General features: G+C 56.1%; 17 protein-coding genes. 12 read left to right on the top strand and 5 right to left on the bottom strand.

Annotated features, from left to right (window positions below):
• The first annotated feature begins 337 nt into the window (after positions 1 to 337).
• On the top strand, positions 338 to 2,881 hold the full coding sequence (cyaA, locus tag B3B59_RS17605; RefSeq protein WP_040078101.1) for a class I adenylate cyclase: 2,544 nt from the start codon (positions 338 to 340) through the stop codon (positions 2,879 to 2,881).
• A gap of 39 nt (positions 2,882 to 2,920) precedes the next feature.
• Here the strand turns inward: cyaA and cyaY are convergent, their stop codons facing one another.
• A complete protein-coding gene (gene cyaY / locus B3B59_RS17610) occupies positions 2,921 to 3,241 on the bottom strand; it encodes an iron donor protein CyaY (RefSeq protein ID WP_286809633.1) in 321 nt (106 codons plus the stop codon).
• Positions 3,242 to 3,380: 139 nt separating this feature from the next.
• Here cyaY and lptM point away from each other — a divergent pair, with 139 nt between their 5' ends.
• The 8 genes from lptM (at position 3,381) to corA (ending at position 10,308) form a co-directional block, all read left to right on the top strand.
• Entirely contained in the window at positions 3,381 to 3,584 is a 204-nt protein-coding gene (gene lptM, locus B3B59_RS17615) for an LPS translocon maturation chaperone LptM (protein ID WP_040078103.1), read from the top strand.
• 34 nt (positions 3,585 to 3,618) lie between these two features.
• Positions 3,619 to 4,443, top strand: coding sequence for a diaminopimelate epimerase (dapF, locus tag B3B59_RS17620; RefSeq protein ID WP_040078104.1), 825 nt, complete (start codon positions 3,619 to 3,621; stop codon positions 4,441 to 4,443).
• Complete coding sequence (locus tag B3B59_RS17625) at positions 4,440 to 5,147, top strand: DUF484 domain-containing protein (RefSeq protein WP_040078105.1); 708 nt, start codon at positions 4,440 to 4,442, stop codon at positions 5,145 to 5,147. Before dapF ends, B3B59_RS17625 begins: the two co-directional genes overlap by 4 nt.
• Entirely contained in the window at positions 5,144 to 6,046 is a 903-nt protein-coding gene (gene xerC, locus B3B59_RS17630; protein ID WP_286809634.1) for a tyrosine recombinase XerC, read from the top strand. Before B3B59_RS17625 ends, xerC begins: the two co-directional genes overlap by 4 nt.
• Positions 6,046 to 6,762, top strand: coding sequence for a 5-amino-6-(5-phospho-D-ribitylamino)uracil phosphatase YigB (gene yigB, locus B3B59_RS17635; protein WP_040078108.1), 717 nt, complete (start codon positions 6,046 to 6,048; stop codon positions 6,760 to 6,762). Before xerC ends, yigB begins: the two co-directional genes overlap by 1 nt.
• A gap of 76 nt (positions 6,763 to 6,838) precedes the next feature.
• Positions 6,839 to 9,001 carry a DNA helicase II gene (uvrD, locus tag B3B59_RS17640; protein ID WP_040078109.1) on the top strand — a complete coding sequence of 721 codons (2,163 nt, stop codon included), beginning with the start codon at positions 6,839 to 6,841 and terminating at the stop codon, positions 8,999 to 9,001.
• 149 nt (positions 9,002 to 9,150) lie between these two features.
• Complete coding sequence (gene ysgD / locus B3B59_RS17645; protein WP_212743980.1) at positions 9,151 to 9,207, top strand: YsgD/CorL family protein; 57 nt, start codon at positions 9,151 to 9,153, stop codon at positions 9,205 to 9,207.
• 150 nt (positions 9,208 to 9,357) lie between these two features.
• Positions 9,358 to 10,308, top strand: coding sequence for a magnesium/cobalt transporter CorA (gene corA / locus B3B59_RS17650; protein ID WP_040078111.1), 951 nt, complete (start codon positions 9,358 to 9,360; stop codon positions 10,306 to 10,308).
• A 35-nt stretch (positions 10,309 to 10,343) separates the two neighbouring features.
• Here the strand turns inward: corA and rarD are convergent, their stop codons facing one another.
• Together rarD and yigI are read right to left on the bottom strand one after the other, a co-directional pair.
• Entirely contained in the window at positions 10,344 to 11,240 is an 897-nt protein-coding gene (gene rarD, locus B3B59_RS17655; RefSeq protein ID WP_046886532.1) for an EamA family transporter RarD, read from the bottom strand.
• A gap of 51 nt (positions 11,241 to 11,291) precedes the next feature.
• Entirely contained in the window at positions 11,292 to 11,759 is a 468-nt protein-coding gene (gene yigI, locus B3B59_RS17660) for an acyl-CoA thioesterase YigI (RefSeq protein ID WP_040078113.1), read from the bottom strand.
• A 159-nt stretch (positions 11,760 to 11,918) separates the two neighbouring features.
• Between yigI and pldA the strand changes: the two genes are divergently transcribed.
• From pldA to rhtC, 3 genes are all read left to right on the top strand, one after another.
• Positions 11,919 to 12,788, top strand: a complete 870-nt coding sequence (gene pldA, locus B3B59_RS17665; RefSeq protein ID WP_286809635.1) for a phospholipase A — start codon at positions 11,919 to 11,921, stop codon at positions 12,786 to 12,788.
• 89 nt (positions 12,789 to 12,877) lie between these two features.
• The gene (gene recQ, locus B3B59_RS17670) at positions 12,878 to 14,707 is read left to right on the top strand and encodes an ATP-dependent DNA helicase RecQ (protein ID WP_040078116.1); all 1,830 of its coding nucleotides are present in this window, start codon (positions 12,878 to 12,880) and stop codon (positions 14,705 to 14,707) included.
• Between the two features lie 61 nt (positions 14,708 to 14,768).
• Positions 14,769 to 15,389, top strand: a complete 621-nt coding sequence (gene rhtC / locus B3B59_RS17675; protein WP_040078118.1) for a threonine export protein RhtC — start codon at positions 14,769 to 14,771, stop codon at positions 15,387 to 15,389.
• A 41-nt stretch (positions 15,390 to 15,430) separates the two neighbouring features.
• On the opposite strand, the gene B3B59_RS17680 is transcribed toward rhtC, so the two are convergent.
• The gene (locus tag B3B59_RS17680; RefSeq protein ID WP_286809636.1) at positions 15,431 to 16,324 is read right to left on the bottom strand and encodes a hypothetical protein; all 894 of its coding nucleotides are present in this window, start codon (positions 16,322 to 16,324) and stop codon (positions 15,431 to 15,433) included.
• A gap of 4 nt (positions 16,325 to 16,328) precedes the next feature.
• Positions 16,329 to 17,135 carry an OmpA family protein gene (locus B3B59_RS17685; RefSeq protein ID WP_212478612.1) on the bottom strand — a complete coding sequence of 269 codons (807 nt, stop codon included), beginning with the start codon at positions 17,133 to 17,135 and terminating at the stop codon, positions 16,329 to 16,331.
• Between the last annotated feature and the right edge of the window lie 3 nt (positions 17,136 to 17,138).

Raw genomic sequence — 17,138 nt, forward strand, 5'->3', positions numbered from 1 at the left:
TACCGTCATTTTCGTCTACTGACCATCCTAACATTGTTGTCTCTGTGATGGCAGTTTTACGGACGATGATGGGAAGAGGGACAAGGCAGCGGCACAAGTTGCCTGGCGCCGTATTCAGGAATTTACACGTACAGAACGGTGCTACACTTGTATGTAGCGCATCTTTCTTTACGGTCAATCGGCAAGGTGTTAAATTGATCACGTTTTAGACCATTTTTTCGTCGTTATGACCATAATGACCCAGGGCGAAAAGTGACGGTTTATTTTTGAAATAGTGTGAATGCGTTTCTCGCGGCCCCGCCAACGGCAACGCCTTCAGAACATCAGGCGATACGTCTTGTACCTCTATATTGAGACTCTGAAACAGAGACTGGATGCCATTAACCAACTGCGCGTAGATCGCGCGCTTGCTGCAATGGGACCCGCTTTCCAGCAGGTTTACAGTCTACTGCCGACATTGTTGCACTATCACCATCCGCTGATGCCAGGCTACCTGGACGGTAACGTTCCCAGAGGCATCTGTCTTTTCACGCCTGATGAAACCCAACAGCACTATCTGAACGAGCTGGAACTCTACCGTGGCATGCCGCCACAAGACTCTCCGAAAGGTGAACTGCCGATCACCGGCGTTTACACAATGGGCAGTACCTCATCGGTAGGACAAAGCTGTTCTTCTGACCTGGATATCTGGGTCTGCCATCAATCCTGGCTTGATAACGAAGAGCGCCAGCTGTTGCAGCGTAAATGCAGCCTGCTGGAGAGCTGGGCGGCATCGCTCGGTGTGGAAGTGAGCTTCTTCCTGATTGATGAAAACCGATTCCGTCATAACGAAAGCGGCAGTCTGGGTGGTGAAGACTGCGGCTCGACTCAGCATATGCTGTTGCTGGATGAATTTTACCGTAGTGCTGTTCGCCTGGCCGGTAAGCGTATTCTGTGGAATATGGTGCCGTGCGATGAAGAAGAGCATTACGACGATTACGTCATGTCGCTCTATTCTCAGGGTGTGCTGACGCCAAACGAGTGGCTGGACCTGGGCGGCTTAAGCTCCCTTTCCGCTGAAGAGTATTTTGGCGCCAGCCTCTGGCAGCTCTATAAAAGTATCGACTCACCGTACAAAGCGGTGTTGAAAACCCTGCTCCTCGAAACCTACTCCTGGGAATATCCTACGCCGCGCCTGCTGGCGAAAGACATCAAGCAGCGTCTGCACGACGGGGAGATTGTCTCCTTCGGGCTCGATGCCTACTGCATGATGCTGGAGCGCGTGACGGAATACCTGAAAGCCATTGACGACACCACCCGTCTGGACCTGGTGCGTCGCTGTTTCTATCTCAAAGTCTGTGAGAAGCTGAGCCGCGAACGGGCCTGCGTGGGCTGGCGTCGTGAAGTAGTCAGTCAACTGGTCAAAGAGTGGGGATGGGACGAAGAGCGGCTGGCAATGCTCGACAATCGCGCCAACTGGAAGATCGATCAGGTGCGAGAAGCGCATAATGAACTGCTCGATGCCATGATGCAGAGCTACCGTAACCTGATTCGCTTTGCTCGACGCAACAACCTCAGCGTTTCCGCCAGTCCGCAGGATATTGGGGTGTTGACCCGTAAACTGTACGCTGCGTTTGAAGCGCTGCCGGGTAAAGTCACGCTGGTTAACCCGCAGATTTCGCCAGACCTGTCTGAACCGAATCTGACCTTTATCTATGTACCGCCGGGCCGCGCGAACCGCACCGGGTGGTATCTGTATAACCGTGCGCCAAGCATGGATTCGATTATCAGCCATCAGCCGCTGGAATATAACCGCTACCTGAACAAGCTGGTGGCCTGGGCCTGGTTCAATGGCCTGCTGACGTCGCGCACCCGGCTGTTTATCAAAGGCAATGAGGTCGTCGACTTAGCCAAGCTGCAGGAGATGGTCGCGGACGTATCGAGCCACTTCCCGCTGCGTCTGCCGGCACCGACGCCAAAAGCGCTCTACAGTCCGTGCGAAATTCGCCATCTGGCGATCATCGTTAACCTGGAGTACGACCCGACGGCGGCCTTCCGCAATCAGGTGGTTCACTTTGATTTCCGCAAGCTGGATGTCTTTAGCTTTGGCGAGCAGCAAAATTGCCTGGTAGGCAGTATCGACCTGCTCTATCGCAACTCCTGGAACGAAGTGCGTACGCTGCACTTCAACGGCGAGCAGGCGATGATCGAAGCGCTGAAGACCATTCTCGGCAAGATGCACCAGGATGCGGCTCCGCCGGACAGCGTCGAGGTGTTCTGCTATAGCCAGCACCTGCGCGGTTTGATCCGTACCCGCGTGCAGCAACTGGTCTCCGAGTGTATCGAATTGCGTCTTTCAAGCACCCGCCATGAAACTGGCCGCTTCAAAGCGCTGCGTGTCTCCGGCCAGACCTGGGGGCTGTTCTTCGAGCGCCTGAACGTATCGGTGCAGAAACTGGAAAACGCCATCGAGTTTTACGGCGCGATTTCCCATAATAAGCTGCATGGCTTGTCGGTGCAGGTAGAAACCAACCACGTGAAGTTGCCGCAGGTGGTGGATGGCTTTGCCAGTGAAGGGATTATTCAGTTCTTCTTTGAAGAGGTGGGGGATGACGCCGGGTTTAACATCTATATCCTGGATGAGACCAACCGCGCCGAAGTTTATCACCACTGTGAAGGCAGCAAAGAGGAGCTGGTACGCGACGTGAGCCGCTTCTACTCCTCATCGCACGATCGCTTCACCTACGGCTCCAGTTTTATCAACTTTAACCTGCCGCAGTTCTACCAGATTGTGAAAGTGGATGGCCGTGCTCAGGTGATTCCGTTCCGTACGCAGGTAATTGCTGCCGCCCCCGCGAATCAGGACGCCGGCGCACCGCTGCTGCAGCAGTATTTCTCGTAGTCGGGCCCGGTAAGCGTGACGCTACCGGGCTAAAACGCGTTAGCTAAAGCTGACTTTCTCACCTGCCTGGGCGGTCGCCGCCTGTTCCAGCAGATCCCAGAAGCGCTCGCCGCTACGGTCACAAATCCACTCATCACCTTTCAGATCGAAATGGTAGCCGCCCTGTTTGGTCGCCAGCCACACCTGATGCAGCGGCTCTTGACGGTTAATGATGATTTTAGTGCCGTTTTCGAAGCTGATGGTCAGCACGCCGCCGTTGATTTCACAATCGATATCGCTGTCGCCGTCCCAGTCGTCCAGGCGCTCTTCAATGGTCTGCCACAGGTCGTCTGCAAGGCGATGGAATTCACTGTCATTCATGGGTCTGTTCCTGTTTTTCGTGATGGCGGCAGTATAACGCTAAATAATTCCCGTTGCAGGTAAGCGGCAAACTCTTGCTTTTGTGTCTTCTCCTGCGATGATAGAAAGCATAAAGCACGAACTTACAGGCAACTAAATAATGAAAAACGTTTTTGGAACGCTGGCCGTTCTCCTCACGCTGCTGAGCCTGACCGGCTGTGGTCTGAAGGGGCCGCTCTATTTCCCACCCGCGGATAAAACGGCGCCGCCGCCAACCCGGCCGGTGGAGAGCCATATTGAGTCAACCACCCCGGTCAGTAACGATCGTGGCGACAACGGCGGCCCGACTCAGGTGAACTACTGACGACCCGTTCTGTACCCGCGCAATGGAGCAAATGATGCAGTTCTCTAAAATGCATGGCCTTGGCAACGATTTTATGGTCGTCGACGCGGTAACGCAGAATGTCTTCTTTTCCCCGGAGCTGATTCGCCGTCTGTCAGACAGACACCTGGGCGTGGGTTTTGACCAACTGTTGGTGGTTGAACCCCCCTACGATCCGGATCTCGATTTTCATTACCGCATTTTTAACGCGGATGGCAGCGAAGTCTCTCAATGCGGCAACGGTGCGCGCTGTTTTGCCCGCTTTGTCCGCCTGAAAGGGCTGACCAACAAGCGTGACATTCGCGTCAGCACCGCCAATGGCCGCATGGTGCTTAGCGTTACCGATGATGAACTGGTGCGGGTTAACATGGGTGAGCCGCAGTTTGAGCCCTCGCAGGTGCCGTTTCGCGCCAACAAAGCGGAAAAGACCTATATCATGCGCGCCGCGGAACAGACAGTCTTGTGCGGCGTGGTCTCCATGGGTAATCCCCACTGTGTGATTCAGGTTGATGATGTCACTACCGCCGCCGTCGAAACCCTTGGCCCGATACTGGAAAGCCATGAACGTTTCCCGGAGCGCGCCAATATCGGCTTTATGCAGGTAGTGAAAAACGAGCATATCCGGCTGCGCGTGTATGAGCGTGGTGCGGGTGAGACACAAGCATGCGGCAGCGGCGCGTGTGCCGCCGTTGCGGTAGGTATCTCACAAGGGTTACTGGCAGAAGAGGTTCGCGTGGAGTTACCCGGCGGCCGACTGGATATTGCCTGGAAAGGCCCGGGTCACCCACTGTATATGACCGGCCCGGCGGCACATGTTTACGACGGATTTATTCATCTATGAAGCAACCAGGGGAAGAACTGCAGGAGTCACTGACAGAGCTGGACGATCGGGCGGTTGTTGATTATCTGCTGCGCCATCCTGAGTTTTTTATCCGCAATGCGCGCGTTGTCGAACAGATGCGTGTACCGCATCCGGTTCGCGAAACCGTGTCACTGGTCGAGTGGCATATGGCGCGCTCGCGTCATCAGATCTCGCATCTGGAAGAGAATATCTCTCTGCTGATGGAACAAGCCACCAGCAATGAGAGCCTCTTCTACCGGCTGCTGCATCTGCAGTCCCGGCTGGCATCTGCCAGCAGCCTGGACGAATTCCTCAACCGTTTCCATCGCTGGGCCCGCGAACTGGGGTTGGCAGGCGCAACGATCCGCCTGTTCCCTGACCGTTGGCGCATCGGTGCGCCTTCTGGCTTTACCCATCTGGCACTGAACCGTCAGGCCTTCGAACCGTTGCGCATCCAGCGTCTGGGCAGAGAGCATCACTATCTGGGTACGCTCAACGGACCGGAACTGCTGGTGGTGCTACCGGAGGCTAAAGCCATCGGTTCGGTGGCGATGTCGCTGATGGGACGTGACGGCGATCTTGGCGTGATACTCTTTACCAGCCGGGACGCGCAGCATTATCAGCAGGGACAGGGCACTCAGCTGCTCCAGGAGATCGCTTTGATGTTACCAGAACTGCTGGAGCGCTGGGTCGAGCGCCTATGACCGGGGCCTCGCTAACTCCCGCCGTGACGCGCTTTATGCGCTACCTGGGCGTTGAGCGCCAGCTCAGCCCCATTACGCTTAAGAATTATCAGCGTCAGCTGGATGCCATCATGCAGATTGCGGAAGAGAGCGGTCTGCAAAGCTGGCAGCAGTGCGATGCTGCCACGGTACGGGGATTTGCCGTACGCAGCCGCCGCAAAGGCCTTGGCCCGGCGAGCCTGGCGTTACGTCTCTCGGCATTACGTAGCTTCTTTGACTGGCTGGTGGCTCAGGGCGAACTCACGGCCAATCCGGCGAAAGGCATCTCCGCGCCGAAAGCACCGCGTCATCTGCCTAAAAATATCGATGTGGATGACGTTAACCGCCTGCTGAATATCGACCTTAACGATCCGCTGGCGGTGCGCGACAGGGCGATGCTGGAAGTGATGTATGGCGCCGGCCTGCGACTCTCTGAACTGGTGAACCTGGACAGCAAACATCTCGATCTCGACACCGGTGAAGTGTGGGTGATGGGCAAGGGGAGCAAAGAGCGCCGTCTGCCGATTGGCCGCAACGCCGTCGTCTGGATTGAACACTGGCTGGATCTGCGCGGGCTGTTTGGTGCCGACGACGATGCGCTGTTTCTCTCGAAGCTGGGCAAGCGCATCTCGGCGCGTAACGTGCAAAAACGCTTCGCCGAGTGGGGCATCAAGCAGGGGCTGAACAGCCATGTGCATCCTCACAAACTGCGCCACTCCTTCGCCTCTCATATGCTGGAGTCCAGCGGCGATCTGCGCGGCGTTCAGGAGTTATTGGGGCATGCCAATTTATCCACCACTCAAATCTATACCCATCTCGATTTTCAACACCTTGCCTCGGTGTACGACGCGGCGCATCCACGCGCCAAACGGGGGAAATAATGCGTTTTTACCGTCCGGTCGGCCAGATTTCTGCGCTGACCTTTGATCTCGATGACACGCTGTACGATAACCGTCAGGTGATCCTGCGCACCGAGCAGGAAGCGCTGAGCTTTGTTCAGAACTATCACCCGGCGTTAAAAACGCTGCAAAACAGCGAGTTTCATCGCCTGCGCCAGGCGTTACGGGAGACTGAACCGGATATTTATCACGATGTCACCGAATGGCGGCGTCGGGCAGTTGAACAGGCGATGCTGGATGCCGGCCTCACGGCGTCCGAAGCGGCTCTGGGCGCGGAGGCGTCGATGGCGCATTTTGCTAAATGGCGTAGCCGTATCGATGTGCCGCAAGAGACGCACGATACCCTTGCCGCGCTTGCCGAAAAGTGGCCGCTGGTGGCTATCACCAACGGCAATGCTCAGCCAGAGCTCTTTGGCCTGGGTGATTACTTCGAATTTGTACTGCGTGCCGGCCCGGACGGACGCTCGAAGCCGTTCAACGACATGTACCATCTGGCGGCGAAAAGACTCAACGTACCGCTGGGCGAGATCCTGCACGTGGGCGATGACCTCACCACCGACGTGGCGGGGGCGATCCGCTGTGGCATGCAGGCTTGCTGGATCAAGCCTGAAAACGCCGACCTGATGCAGGCTTTCGACAGCCGCCTGCTGCCACACGTGGAAATTTCGCGGTTGGCATCCCTCACGACGCTGATATAATCACCAGCAGTATTGTATAAATTAACAGTATGTCCGGTGGCAAGCGCCGCCGGGCAGCTCACTTCTGGCGGTGCCAATGGACGTTTCTTACCTTCTCGACAGCCTTAATGATAAACAGCGTGATGCGGTTGCCGCCTCGCGCACTAACCTGCTGGTGCTGGCAGGGGCGGGGAGTGGTAAGACGCGTGTGTTAGTGCACCGTATCGCCTGGTTACAGAGCGTAGAAAACTGCTCGCCTTACTCCATCATGGCGGTGACCTTCACCAACAAGGCGGCGGCGGAGATGCGCCACCGTATCACCCAACTGATGGGCACCAGCCAGGGCGGTATGTGGGTGGGGACTTTCCACGGCCTGGCGCATCGCCTGCTGCGCGCTCACCATCTGGATGCTAACCTGCCGCAGGATTTTCAGATCCTCGATAGCGAAGACCAGCTGCGTCTGCTTAAGCGCTTGATCAAGGCGATGAACCTTGATGAGAAGCAGTGGCCGCCGCGTCAGGCGATGTGGTACATCAACGGCCAGAAAGACGAAGGGCTACGCCCACACCATATCCAGAGTTTCGGTAATCCGGTCGAGCAGACCTGGCAGAAGGTTTACCAGGCCTATCAGGAAGCTTGTGACCGTGCGGGGTTGGTTGACTTCGCTGAGCTGCTGCTGCGTGCCCATGAGCTGTGGCTCAACAAGCCGCATATTTTGCAGCACTATCGCGAGCGCTTTACCAACATCCTGGTGGACGAATTCCAGGATACCAACAACATTCAGTACGCGTGGATCCGCCTGCTGGCGGGCGATACTGGCAAGGTGATGATCGTTGGCGATGACGACCAGTCGATCTACGGCTGGCGCGGGGCGCAGGTTGAAAATATCCAGCGCTTCCTCAACGACTTCCCCGGTGCGCAGACCATCCGCCTGGAACAGAACTACCGTTCAACCAGCAACATTCTGAGCGCGGCCAACGCCCTGATTGAGAACAACAACGGGCGTTTGGGCAAAAAGCTCTGGACCGACGGCGTCGATGGCGAGCCAATCTCTCTTTACTGCGCGTTCAACGAACTCGATGAAGCGCGGTTTGTGGTGAACCGCATCAAGACCTGGCAGGACAACGGCGGCGCGCTGGAGCAGTGCGCTATTCTCTATCGCAGCAACGCCCAGTCGCGTGTGCTGGAAGAGGCGCTGCTGCAGGTGAGCATGCCGTACCGCATTTACGGGGGCATGCGCTTCTTCGAGCGCCAGGAGATCAAAGATGCGCTCTCCTATCTGCGCCTGATTGCCAACCGTAATGACGATGCCGCCTTTGAGCGCGTGGTGAATACCCCGACGCGCGGGATCGGCGATCGTACCCTGGACGTGGTGCGTCAGACCTCGCGTGAACGTCAGCTCACGTTATGGCAGGCCTGTCGCGAGTTATTACAGGAGAGAGCCCTCGCCGGGCGTGCCGCCAGCGCCCTGCAGCGTTTCCTCGAGCTTATCGAAGCGCTGGCGCAAGAGACCGCCGACATGCCGCTGCACGTGCAGACCGACCGGGTGATTAAAGATTCCGGCCTGCGCACCATGTATGAGCAGGAAAAGGGCGAGAAAGGACAGACCCGTATCGAAAACTTAGAGGAGCTGGTGACGGCAACGCGCCAGTTCAGCTACAACGAAGAAGACGAAGACCTGATGCCGCTGCAGGCATTCCTCTCTCACGCCGCGCTGGAAGCGGGCGAAGGGCAGGCGGATACCTGGCAGGACGCGGTGCAACTTATGACCCTGCACTCCGCGAAAGGGCTGGAGTTCCCGCAGGTGTTCATCGTCGGGATGGAAGAGGGGATGTTCCCCAGCCAGATGTCGCTGGATGAGGGCGGTCGTCTGGAAGAAGAGCGTCGCCTGGCCTACGTGGGGGTGACGCGTGCAATGCAGAAGCTGACGCTCACCTACGCCGAAACCCGTCGTCTGTACGGCAAAGAGGTCTATCATCGCCCGTCACGTTTTATTGGCGAGCTGCCAGAAGCGTGCGTGGAAGAGGTACGCCTGCGCGCCAGCATCAGCCGTCCGGTCAGCCATCAGCGTATGGGAACGCCCGTCTCTGAAAACGACACGGGGTACAAGCTGGGGCAGCGTGTCCGCCATGCTAAATTTGGCGAGGGCACCATCGTCAATCTGGAAGGCAGCGGCGAGCACAGTCGCCTGCAGGTCGCGTTTCAGGGCCAGGGAATTAAATGGCTGGTGGCCGCTTACGCGAAGCTGGAAGCGGTGTAACTTTCAGAAAAACATCATAATTTTGTAATTATCTGCTAGCCTTATACGTTGAGGGTGATTTATTGCTCTTCAGCGTTCCGTTGCGTGTTGACGCCGCAGTTATTGCTGGCGTAACATGCGCGCACGATTACGCTAAGAGGACATTCGCCTTGGACACACCCAGTAGATACTGGCTCAATTCCCTGTCATCCAGGAACAACTCCTAAGGCTATCTCCTCACGCTGATGGCCTTAGTGGTTGTCAGCGACTGCATTATTCCCGTCGCGCTGAGTCAGGCTGTTTAATGGTCTGAAACCCAATTTGTTTCTGTGTGCCCACCGAACTGTCCGATATTTTTTGCATTGGGAGTCCCGGTCATGCTGAGCGCATTTCAACTGGAAAACAACCGACTAACCCGGCTTGAAGCCGAGGAGTCACAACCCCTCATTGATGCCGTATGGGTGGATCTGGTCGAGCCGGATGACGAGGAACGTACACGCGTTCAGTCAGAGCTCGGGCAGAGTCTGGCCACCCGACCGGAACTGGAAGACATCGAAGCATCCGCCCGTTTCTTCGAGGACGAAGACGGCCTGCATATTCACTCCTTCTTCTTCTTTGAAGATGCCGAAGATCACGCTGGCAACTCCACCGTGGCATTTACCATCCGTGATGGGCGCCTGTTCACGCTGCGCGAAAGGGAACTGCCCGCGTTTCGCCTCTACCGCATGCGGGCCCGCAGCCAGGCGATGGTGGACGGGAACGCTTACGAACTGCTGCTGGATCTGTTTGAAACCAAAATTGAACAGCTGGCAGACGAGATTGAAAATATCTACAGCGATCTGGAAAAGCTGAGCCGCGTCATTATGGAAGGGCACCAGGGCGATGAGTATGACGAAGCACTCTCGACGCTGGCCGAGCTGGAAGATATTGGCTGGAAGGTACGTTTGTGTCTGATGGATACCCAGCGCGCGCTGAACTTCCTGGTACGCAAGGCGCGTCTGCCGGGTGGCCAACTGGAGCAGGCGCGTGAGATCCTGCGCGATATCGAATCCCTGTTGCCGCACAACGAATCCCTGTTCCAGAAGGTGAACTTCCTGATGCAGGCGGCAATGGGCTTTATCAACATCGAGCAGAACCGCATCATCAAGATCTTCTCGGTGGTATCGGTCGTGTTCCTGCCACCGACGCTGGTGGCCTCAAGCTACGGAATGAACTTTGAGTTTATGCCGGAGCTGAAGTGGAGCTTTGGCTATCCGGGCGCGATTGTCTTTATGATCCTCGCCGGGCTGGCGCCTTACCTCTACTTCAAGCGCCGTAACTGGCTGTAAGCACATCACCCTCTCCATGGGGAGAGGGTGAAATACTACAATCCTCTTTTTACGCGACGCTGGGTATAAATCGCATCGGCAACGAAAATCGCCAGTGCGACCCAGATAAACGCAAACGTCACCATCTTATCCGCACCCGGTACTTCACCGTAAAACACCACCGCCAGCAGGAACATCAGCGTGGGGCCGATGTACTGGAAGAAGCCCAGCGTGGAGAGGCGCAGGCGCGTTGCCGCACCGGTAAAGCACAGCAGCGGGATCGTAGTGACGACACCTGCGGCCATCAGCATCAGGTTCAGCGACCATGGATTGCCGCCCATATGGCTGGTGGCGCTATCGGCAATGCCAAACAGATAAATCGCGGCGACTGGCAACAGCCACAAAGTTTCGAACAGCATTCCGGTCTGGGCTTCGACGGCGATTTTTTTGCGCACCAGGCCGTAGAAAGCAAAGCTGAACGCCAGCCCCAGCGCAATGACAGGCAGCGAGCCGAACGTCCATAGCTGGACCAGCACCCCGCAGAAGGCGAGAAGTACCGCCACCCACTGCATCCGGCGGAAGCGCTCGCCGAGGAAAATCATCCCCAGCACAATGTTCACCAGCGGGTTAATAAAATAACCCAGGCTTGCTTCGAGCATGTGATGGTTATTCACTGCCCAGATGAACAGCAGCCAGTTGCCGCCAATTAACACGGCAGAGAGCGCCAGTAGAAAGACCTTTTTCGGCGTTTTGAGCAGCGTTTTAACGCCCGACCACTGACGGCTAATACTCATCAGCGCAATCATAAAGAAGAAGGACCAGATAACGCGGTGAGTGAGGATCTCGTCCGCCGGCACGTAGGCGATCAGTTTGAAGTACGCCGGTGCGATACCCCAAATAAAATAAGCGGCAAGAGCGAGTAAAACGCCCTGCCGCGTCTGTTTAGCATCCATCGGGAAAATCCGTTACAAATAAGTGAACTCACTTTACCCGATTTTTTCGCCTCAACCCACCATATAAGTGGCTGTTGCGCTGGCGATATAAACCTGCTCGTCGTTATGCAGCTCTACGCGGGCAACGGCAACTTTGTTACCCGCCCGCAGCAGACTGCTGGTGCAGGTAAAGCGATTTCCGCGGCCGGGCCGCAGGTAGTCAACGCGTAAATCGATCGTGCCCATTCTTGATAAACGCTGACGCAGTTCATCTTCGTTGATGGTCTCGTGGCGCGTTAAGGTGCTACCCACGCAGACCAGCCCGGCGGCGACATCCAGCGCTGAGGCAATCACCCCGCCGTGCAGAATACTCTGCGCCCAGTTTCCCACCATCATCGGCTGGTTATTGAAACTGAGCTGCGCAAAATCCTTCTCGTAGCGCTCCAGCTCCAGGCCCAGTGCGCGGTTAAATGGCATGTGATAGACAAAAATCTCACCGACCAGCTTCAGAGCTTGTTCCGCAGTTAGCGTGGCTGACATGGCACAACAGATCCTTATTGTTAATAAAATGTTGATTTTATCCCTCGCCAAGGCGATTTACCACTTTAAGACATCTGGATGCAGCAGACGGCAAATAAATATGTAGAATGTGGTGGGCAAAATTATTCTTAAAAACTATCTACCTGGAGAACACCACCGATGCGGACGTATCTGGTCTGGTTACTTGCAGCGGTTGCGCTGCCTTTCACAGCTTATGCGCAGGAAGCGACCGTTAAAGAGGTGCACGATGCCCCGGCGGTACGCGGGAGTATCATCGCTAACCTGCTGCAGGAGCATGACAACCCATTTACGCTCTATCCGTACGACACTAACTACCTGCTATACACGACCACCAGCGACCTGAATAAAGAGGCTATCAATACCTACAGCTGGTCTGATAACGCGCGTAAAGATGAGGTAAAATTTCAGCTGAGCCTGGCCTTCCCGTTCTGGCGCGGTATTCTGGGGCCGAATTCGGTGCTGGGCGCCTCATATACGCAGAAATCCTGGTGGCAGCTCTCAAACAGCGGTGAATCATCGCCGTTCCGCGAGACCAACTACGAACCGCAGTTGTTCCTCGGCTTTGCGACTGACTATGAATTTGCTGGCTGGACGCTACGCGATGTGGAATTTGGTTATAACCACGACTCCAATGGGCGTTCAGACCCGACCTCACGTAGCTGGAACCGTCTGTACACCCGACTGGCGGCGCAAAACGGCAACTGGCTGGTTGAAGTGAAGCCCTGGTACGTCGTAGGCGATACCGACGATAACCCGGATATCACCAAATATATGGGTTATTACCAGCTGCGCGTGGGTTATCAACTGGGCGAGGCGGTATTAAGCGCGAAAGGGCAGTACAACTGGAATACCGGCTACGGCGGTGCGGAGATTGGCCTCAGCTATCCAATGACCAGGCATGTACGCCTTTATACTCAGGTATATAGCGGCTATGGCGAGTCACTTATCGACTATAACTTCAACCAGACCCGCGTCGGTGTGGGCGTGATGCTGAACGATCTTTTCTAGCATCCTCGAATGTTTTTGTCTTAATCGTTGAAGTTTCTCTCTCAGGCGCTGAAAATAGCGCCTGTTTTTATTTCAGGCAGGTGGTTAATGTGGCGCAGGCGGAAGTTTTGAATCAGACATTGCTGGCTAAACAGGTTCTGCATGAGACCTTTGGCTACCAGCAATTCCGCCCGGGCCAGGAGACCATCATCGATGCCGTCCTCGAAGGGCGTGATTGCCTGGTCGTGATGCCCACCGGCGGCGGGAAGTCGCTCTGTTATCAGGTGCCCGCGCTGGTGCTTAACGGCCTGACGGTGGTGGTCTCTCCGCTTATCTCGTTGATGAAAGACCAGGTCGATCAGCTGCTGGCTAACGGCGTGGCAGCGGCCTGCCTGAACTCGACGCAAACCCGCGAGCAGCAGCAAGAGGTGATGGCCGGTTGCCGTACCGGGCAGATCCGTCTTCTTTATATCGCTCCAGAGCGGCTGATGCTGGATAACTTCCTCGACCATTTGACGCACTGGAACCCGGTGCTGTTGGCGGTGGATGAAGCGCACTGCATCTCCCAGTGGGGGCATGATTTCCGTCCGGAGTATGCCGCGCTCGGTCAGTTGCGCCAGCGCTTCCCGGCGCTGCCCTTTATGGCGCTGACCGCCACGGCAGATGACACGACCCGTCTGGATATCGTCCGACTGCTGGGGCTGAACGACCCCTTTATCCAGGTTAGCAGCTTCGATCGCCCTAACATCCGCTACATGCTGATGGAGAAGTTCAAGCCGCTGGATCAGCTCTTACGCTACGTCCAGGAGCAACGCGGCAAGTCGGGCATCATCTACTGCAACAGCCGCGCGAAGGTGGAAGACACCGCCGCGCGCCTGCAAAACCGTGGCTTCAGCGCCGCAGCCTATCATGCCGGGTTAGAAAACCACATCCGCGCCGACGTGCAGGAGAAATTCCAGCGCGACGATCTGCAAATCGTTGTTGCGACGGTGGCGTTCGGCATGGGGATCAACAAGCCCAACGTGCGCTTTGTGGTGCATTTCGACATCCCGCGCAATATCGAATCTTACTATCAGGAAACGGGCCGCGCCGGGCGTGATGGCCTGCCTGCGGAAGCGATGCTGTTTTACGATCCGGCGGATATGGCGTGGCTGCGCCGCTGCCTGGAAGAGAAACCGCAGGGGCAACTGCAGGACATTGAGCGCCACAAGCTGAACGCGATGGGGGCCTTTGCCGAAGCGCAAACCTGCCGCCGTCTGGTGCTGCTCAACTACTTTGGTGAAGGACGACAGGAATCGTGCGGTAACTGCGATATCTGCCTCGACCCACCGAAGCAGTACGATGGCCTGATGGACGCGCGTAAGGCGCTTTCGACGATCTATCGTGTCAATCAACGCTTCGGGATGGGCTACGTGGTGGAAGTGCTGCGCGGCGCGAATAATCAGCGTATCCGTGATATGGGCCACGACAAGCTGCCTGTCTACGGCATCGGTAAAGACCAGAGCCACGAGCACTGGGTCAGCATTATCCGCCAGCTGATCCACATGGGGTTCGCTACGCAAAACATTGCCCAGCACTCGGCGCTGCAGCTGACCGAAGCGGCACGCCCGGTGCTGCGCGGCGAAATTGAACTGAAGCTCGCCGTGCCGCGCGTGATTGCCCTGAAGCCGCGCGTAATGCAGAAATCTTACGGCGGCAACTACGACCGGAAGCTGTTTGCCAAACTGCGCAAGCTGCGTAAAGCCATCGCCGATGAGGAGAACATCCCACCGTACGTGGTCTTTAACGACGCAACGCTGATAGAGATGGCCGAGCAGATGCCGCTTAGCGCCGGTGAAATGCTCAGCGTTAACGGTGTCGGCACGCGCAAGCTCGAGCGGTTCGGGAAAGAGTTTATGGCGCTTATTCGCTCTCATGCCGATGGTGATGATGAGGAGTAGTCAGCCAGCCAAAAAAGTGCCAGTATGATGACTCACTGTATTATTTCCCCGCGAGCTAATTATGTTAATGCTATTTCTCACCGTGGCATTAGTGCACATCGTTGCGCTGATGAGCCCCGGTCCTGACTTTTTCTTCGTATCGCAAACTGCCGTCAGCCGCTCCCGCAAAGAGGCGATGATGGGCGTACTCGGCATTACCATGGGCGTCATGGTCTGGGCGGCGGTGGCGCTGCTTGGTCTGAACCTGATTCTGGCGAAGATGGCCTGGCTGCATAACATCATCATGGTCGGCGGTGGCCTGTATCTGTGCTGGATGGGCTACCAGATGCTGCGCGGCGCGCTGAAAAAAGAGGTAGCAACGCCGCAGGAACCAAAAGTTGAGCTGGCTACCGGCGGTCGTAGCTTTATGAAAGGGCTGCTGACTAACCTGGCGAACCCGAAAGCGATTATCTACTTCGGCTCGGTGTTCTCACTCTTTGTGGGCGACAGCGTCGGCGCGGGAGCGCGCTGGGGCATCTTCCTGCTGATTGTGGTGGAAACCTTTGCCTGGTTCACCCTTGTAGCAAGCCTGTTTGCCCTGCCGGCAATGCGCCGTGGTTATCAGCGCATTGCGAAGTGGATCGATGGCTTTGCTGGTGCACTCTTTGCGGGCTTCGGTATTCACCTCATCATCTCTCGCTAATTGCTTCAATGGCGTACAGGATCCTGTACGCCATCTTGCCTTTACTTCTTCTGCTCTGCATCGTCATGCGCGGGTGCGGCAAGAATCGCAATATCGACAAAATAGCTTTTGCCAATAATCATGCCCTTGCCGAACCAGGTCACGCCCCGGGAATATAGCTCAACATCTTCACTATTTTTGACCAGCCGGTTGCCAAAGGTATTGCGAACGCTGTAGCTGTTGCTGGTAACGTAATCCAGCGTCAGTGCGCTATTGCCCTCGGCTTTGTAAAAACTGGTGATGGCGTTGAGATAGTCCGGCGCATAGTGTTTAACGACGTCTGTGATTTGTTGTTGCCTAGTCTTCCAGTCGCCGATTGGCTGCGGGGGGATATTCTGCGCGATAACGGCATAAAGCTGAGCCGTGGCGCGCGCGACCGCGAGCTGAACCTGTGCATCATGGATAAATCGATCCCTCAGGAAGTCGCTCTTTTCTGTCCGCTCCTCTTTCGCCGGGCGCCAGGGTAACCAGCTGGATTTCTCCTTCTCCTTTTTGTCCTGCAGGTAGTAACTTGTCATATCTACCGGCTGGAAGAGCGACGTCGCCAGAAACGCCGCACAGGCGAGCTGGCGCTCCTCGCGCTCGCTTTTTAACACCAGCATGCCCGGCACGCCTAATTTCGCGAGCTGCATCGGGTCAACTTTATTCTGGATAAGCCGCTGATTCACCTCCTGCTGGGTCGCATCGCCACGCGCTAAATCGCAAATTTGCTGCATCAAAAAGGTATTACGTTTTCCTGCAACCTGAGGCGTCAAATTGAACAGGGTATCGGTAATAATGCTATAAGCGGGCACGCTAACAAATCTGACGGGCAGATCCTGGGAAGCCGCAAAGCCGGTGGCTGCGGTCAGTAAAGAAAGACCGCCGACGGCGGTCTTGATTAGAGTGAGGCGCATGACGTTATTTACCTGCGTTATCAGCCACGATTTCAATCGTCATGCGGCGATTGGGGGCCAGGCATTCAATGACATGTGATGTGGCGACACCCGGACAATCAACGCGCGGCATACTTTCGCCCAGACCTTCGGTTTCGATGCGGGTGGCATCAATCCCGTTTTCAATGAGCTGGCGCTTCACCGATTCCGCGCGTGCTTTGGACAGCGTCATATTGCTGGCCTCGTCGCCGATACGGTCAGTATGGCCTTTAACGATCAGGTGTTTACCTTGCTGTGTTTCAGCCTTCAGCCCGCCGCTGATGAGATTCACCTGCTTGATGCCCTCCGGACTCAGCGCTGCGCTACCAAAGGCAAACAGGCTTTCTGCACTCAGCTCTTTCTGAACGACCGCAACAGGTTGCTGCGGTTTTGCCTGCGGCGTCAGGCAGTTTTCAGGCAGGAAATAGAAACTTTGCGCCTTCATCTGTGAGTCGAACAGCACCTTGTACTGACAGGTACGCACGCTGTGATCTGGCTGGGTGAAGTGGAAAATATAATCCCACTCTTTCACGCGAAACATGCCTTCACTGAAATGCGGTGCGCCGAGCAGCTCATAGATCTGCGCTTTGGTTAAACCTGCGTGCATCTCGTTAAGATTGTCTTTATTCACGAAGCTGCCGTCAGTACGTACTGCGTGCGATTTATCCGGGAATATCGCGTTATCGGTCTTCCCTTCACCATTTACGTCGCTAACAGCGCGGGTACAGGCGGTAAGCAAAGCCATGCTGCCAATAAGCAGCGCCAGCCGGGTCATCTTTTTACAATTCATCATAAT

Origin of the sequence: Leclercia sp. UBA2479, from assembly GCF_002341985.1 — a bacterium.
Lineage (GTDB): Bacteria > Pseudomonadota > Gammaproteobacteria > Enterobacterales > Enterobacteriaceae > Enterobacter > Enterobacter pneumoniae.

What these genes read in the sequence shown, in the direction of transcription:
- yigI (WP_040078113.1), bottom strand. Translation starts at nt 11,759, where the DNA reads ATGTCAGCCACGCTAACTGCGGAACAAGCTCTGAAGCTGGTCGGTGAG.
- corA (WP_040078111.1), top strand. Translation starts at nt 9,358, where the DNA reads ATGCTGAGCGCATTTCAACTGGAAAACAACCGACTAACCCGGCTTGAA.
- uvrD (WP_040078109.1), top strand. Translation starts at nt 6,839, where the DNA reads ATGGACGTTTCTTACCTTCTCGACAGCCTTAATGATAAACAGCGTGAT.
- lptM (WP_040078103.1), top strand. Translation starts at nt 3,381, where the DNA reads ATGAAAAACGTTTTTGGAACGCTGGCCGTTCTCCTCACGCTGCTGAGC.
- rhtC (WP_040078118.1), top strand. Translation starts at nt 14,769, where the DNA reads ATGTTAATGCTATTTCTCACCGTGGCATTAGTGCACATCGTTGCGCTG.
- B3B59_RS17680 (WP_286809636.1), bottom strand. Translation starts at nt 16,324, where the DNA reads ATGCGCCTCACTCTAATCAAGACCGCCGTCGGCGGTCTTTCTTTACTG.
- B3B59_RS17625 (WP_040078105.1), top strand. Translation starts at nt 4,440, where the DNA reads ATGAAGCAACCAGGGGAAGAACTGCAGGAGTCACTGACAGAGCTGGAC.
- pldA (WP_286809635.1), top strand. Translation starts at nt 11,919, where the DNA reads ATGCGGACGTATCTGGTCTGGTTACTTGCAGCGGTTGCGCTGCCTTTC.
- rarD (WP_046886532.1), bottom strand. Translation starts at nt 11,240, where the DNA reads ATGGATGCTAAACAGACGCGGCAGGGCGTTTTACTCGCTCTTGCCGCT.
- B3B59_RS17685 (WP_212478612.1), bottom strand. Translation starts at nt 17,135, where the DNA reads ATGATGAATTGTAAAAAGATGACCCGGCTGGCGCTGCTTATTGGCAGC.
- cyaY (WP_286809633.1), bottom strand. Translation starts at nt 3,241, where the DNA reads ATGAATGACAGTGAATTCCATCGCCTTGCAGACGACCTGTGGCAGACC.
- yigB (WP_040078108.1), top strand. Translation starts at nt 6,046, where the DNA reads ATGCGTTTTTACCGTCCGGTCGGCCAGATTTCTGCGCTGACCTTTGAT.
- xerC (WP_286809634.1), top strand. Translation starts at nt 5,144, where the DNA reads ATGACCGGGGCCTCGCTAACTCCCGCCGTGACGCGCTTTATGCGCTAC.
- dapF (WP_040078104.1), top strand. Translation starts at nt 3,619, where the DNA reads ATGCAGTTCTCTAAAATGCATGGCCTTGGCAACGATTTTATGGTCGTC.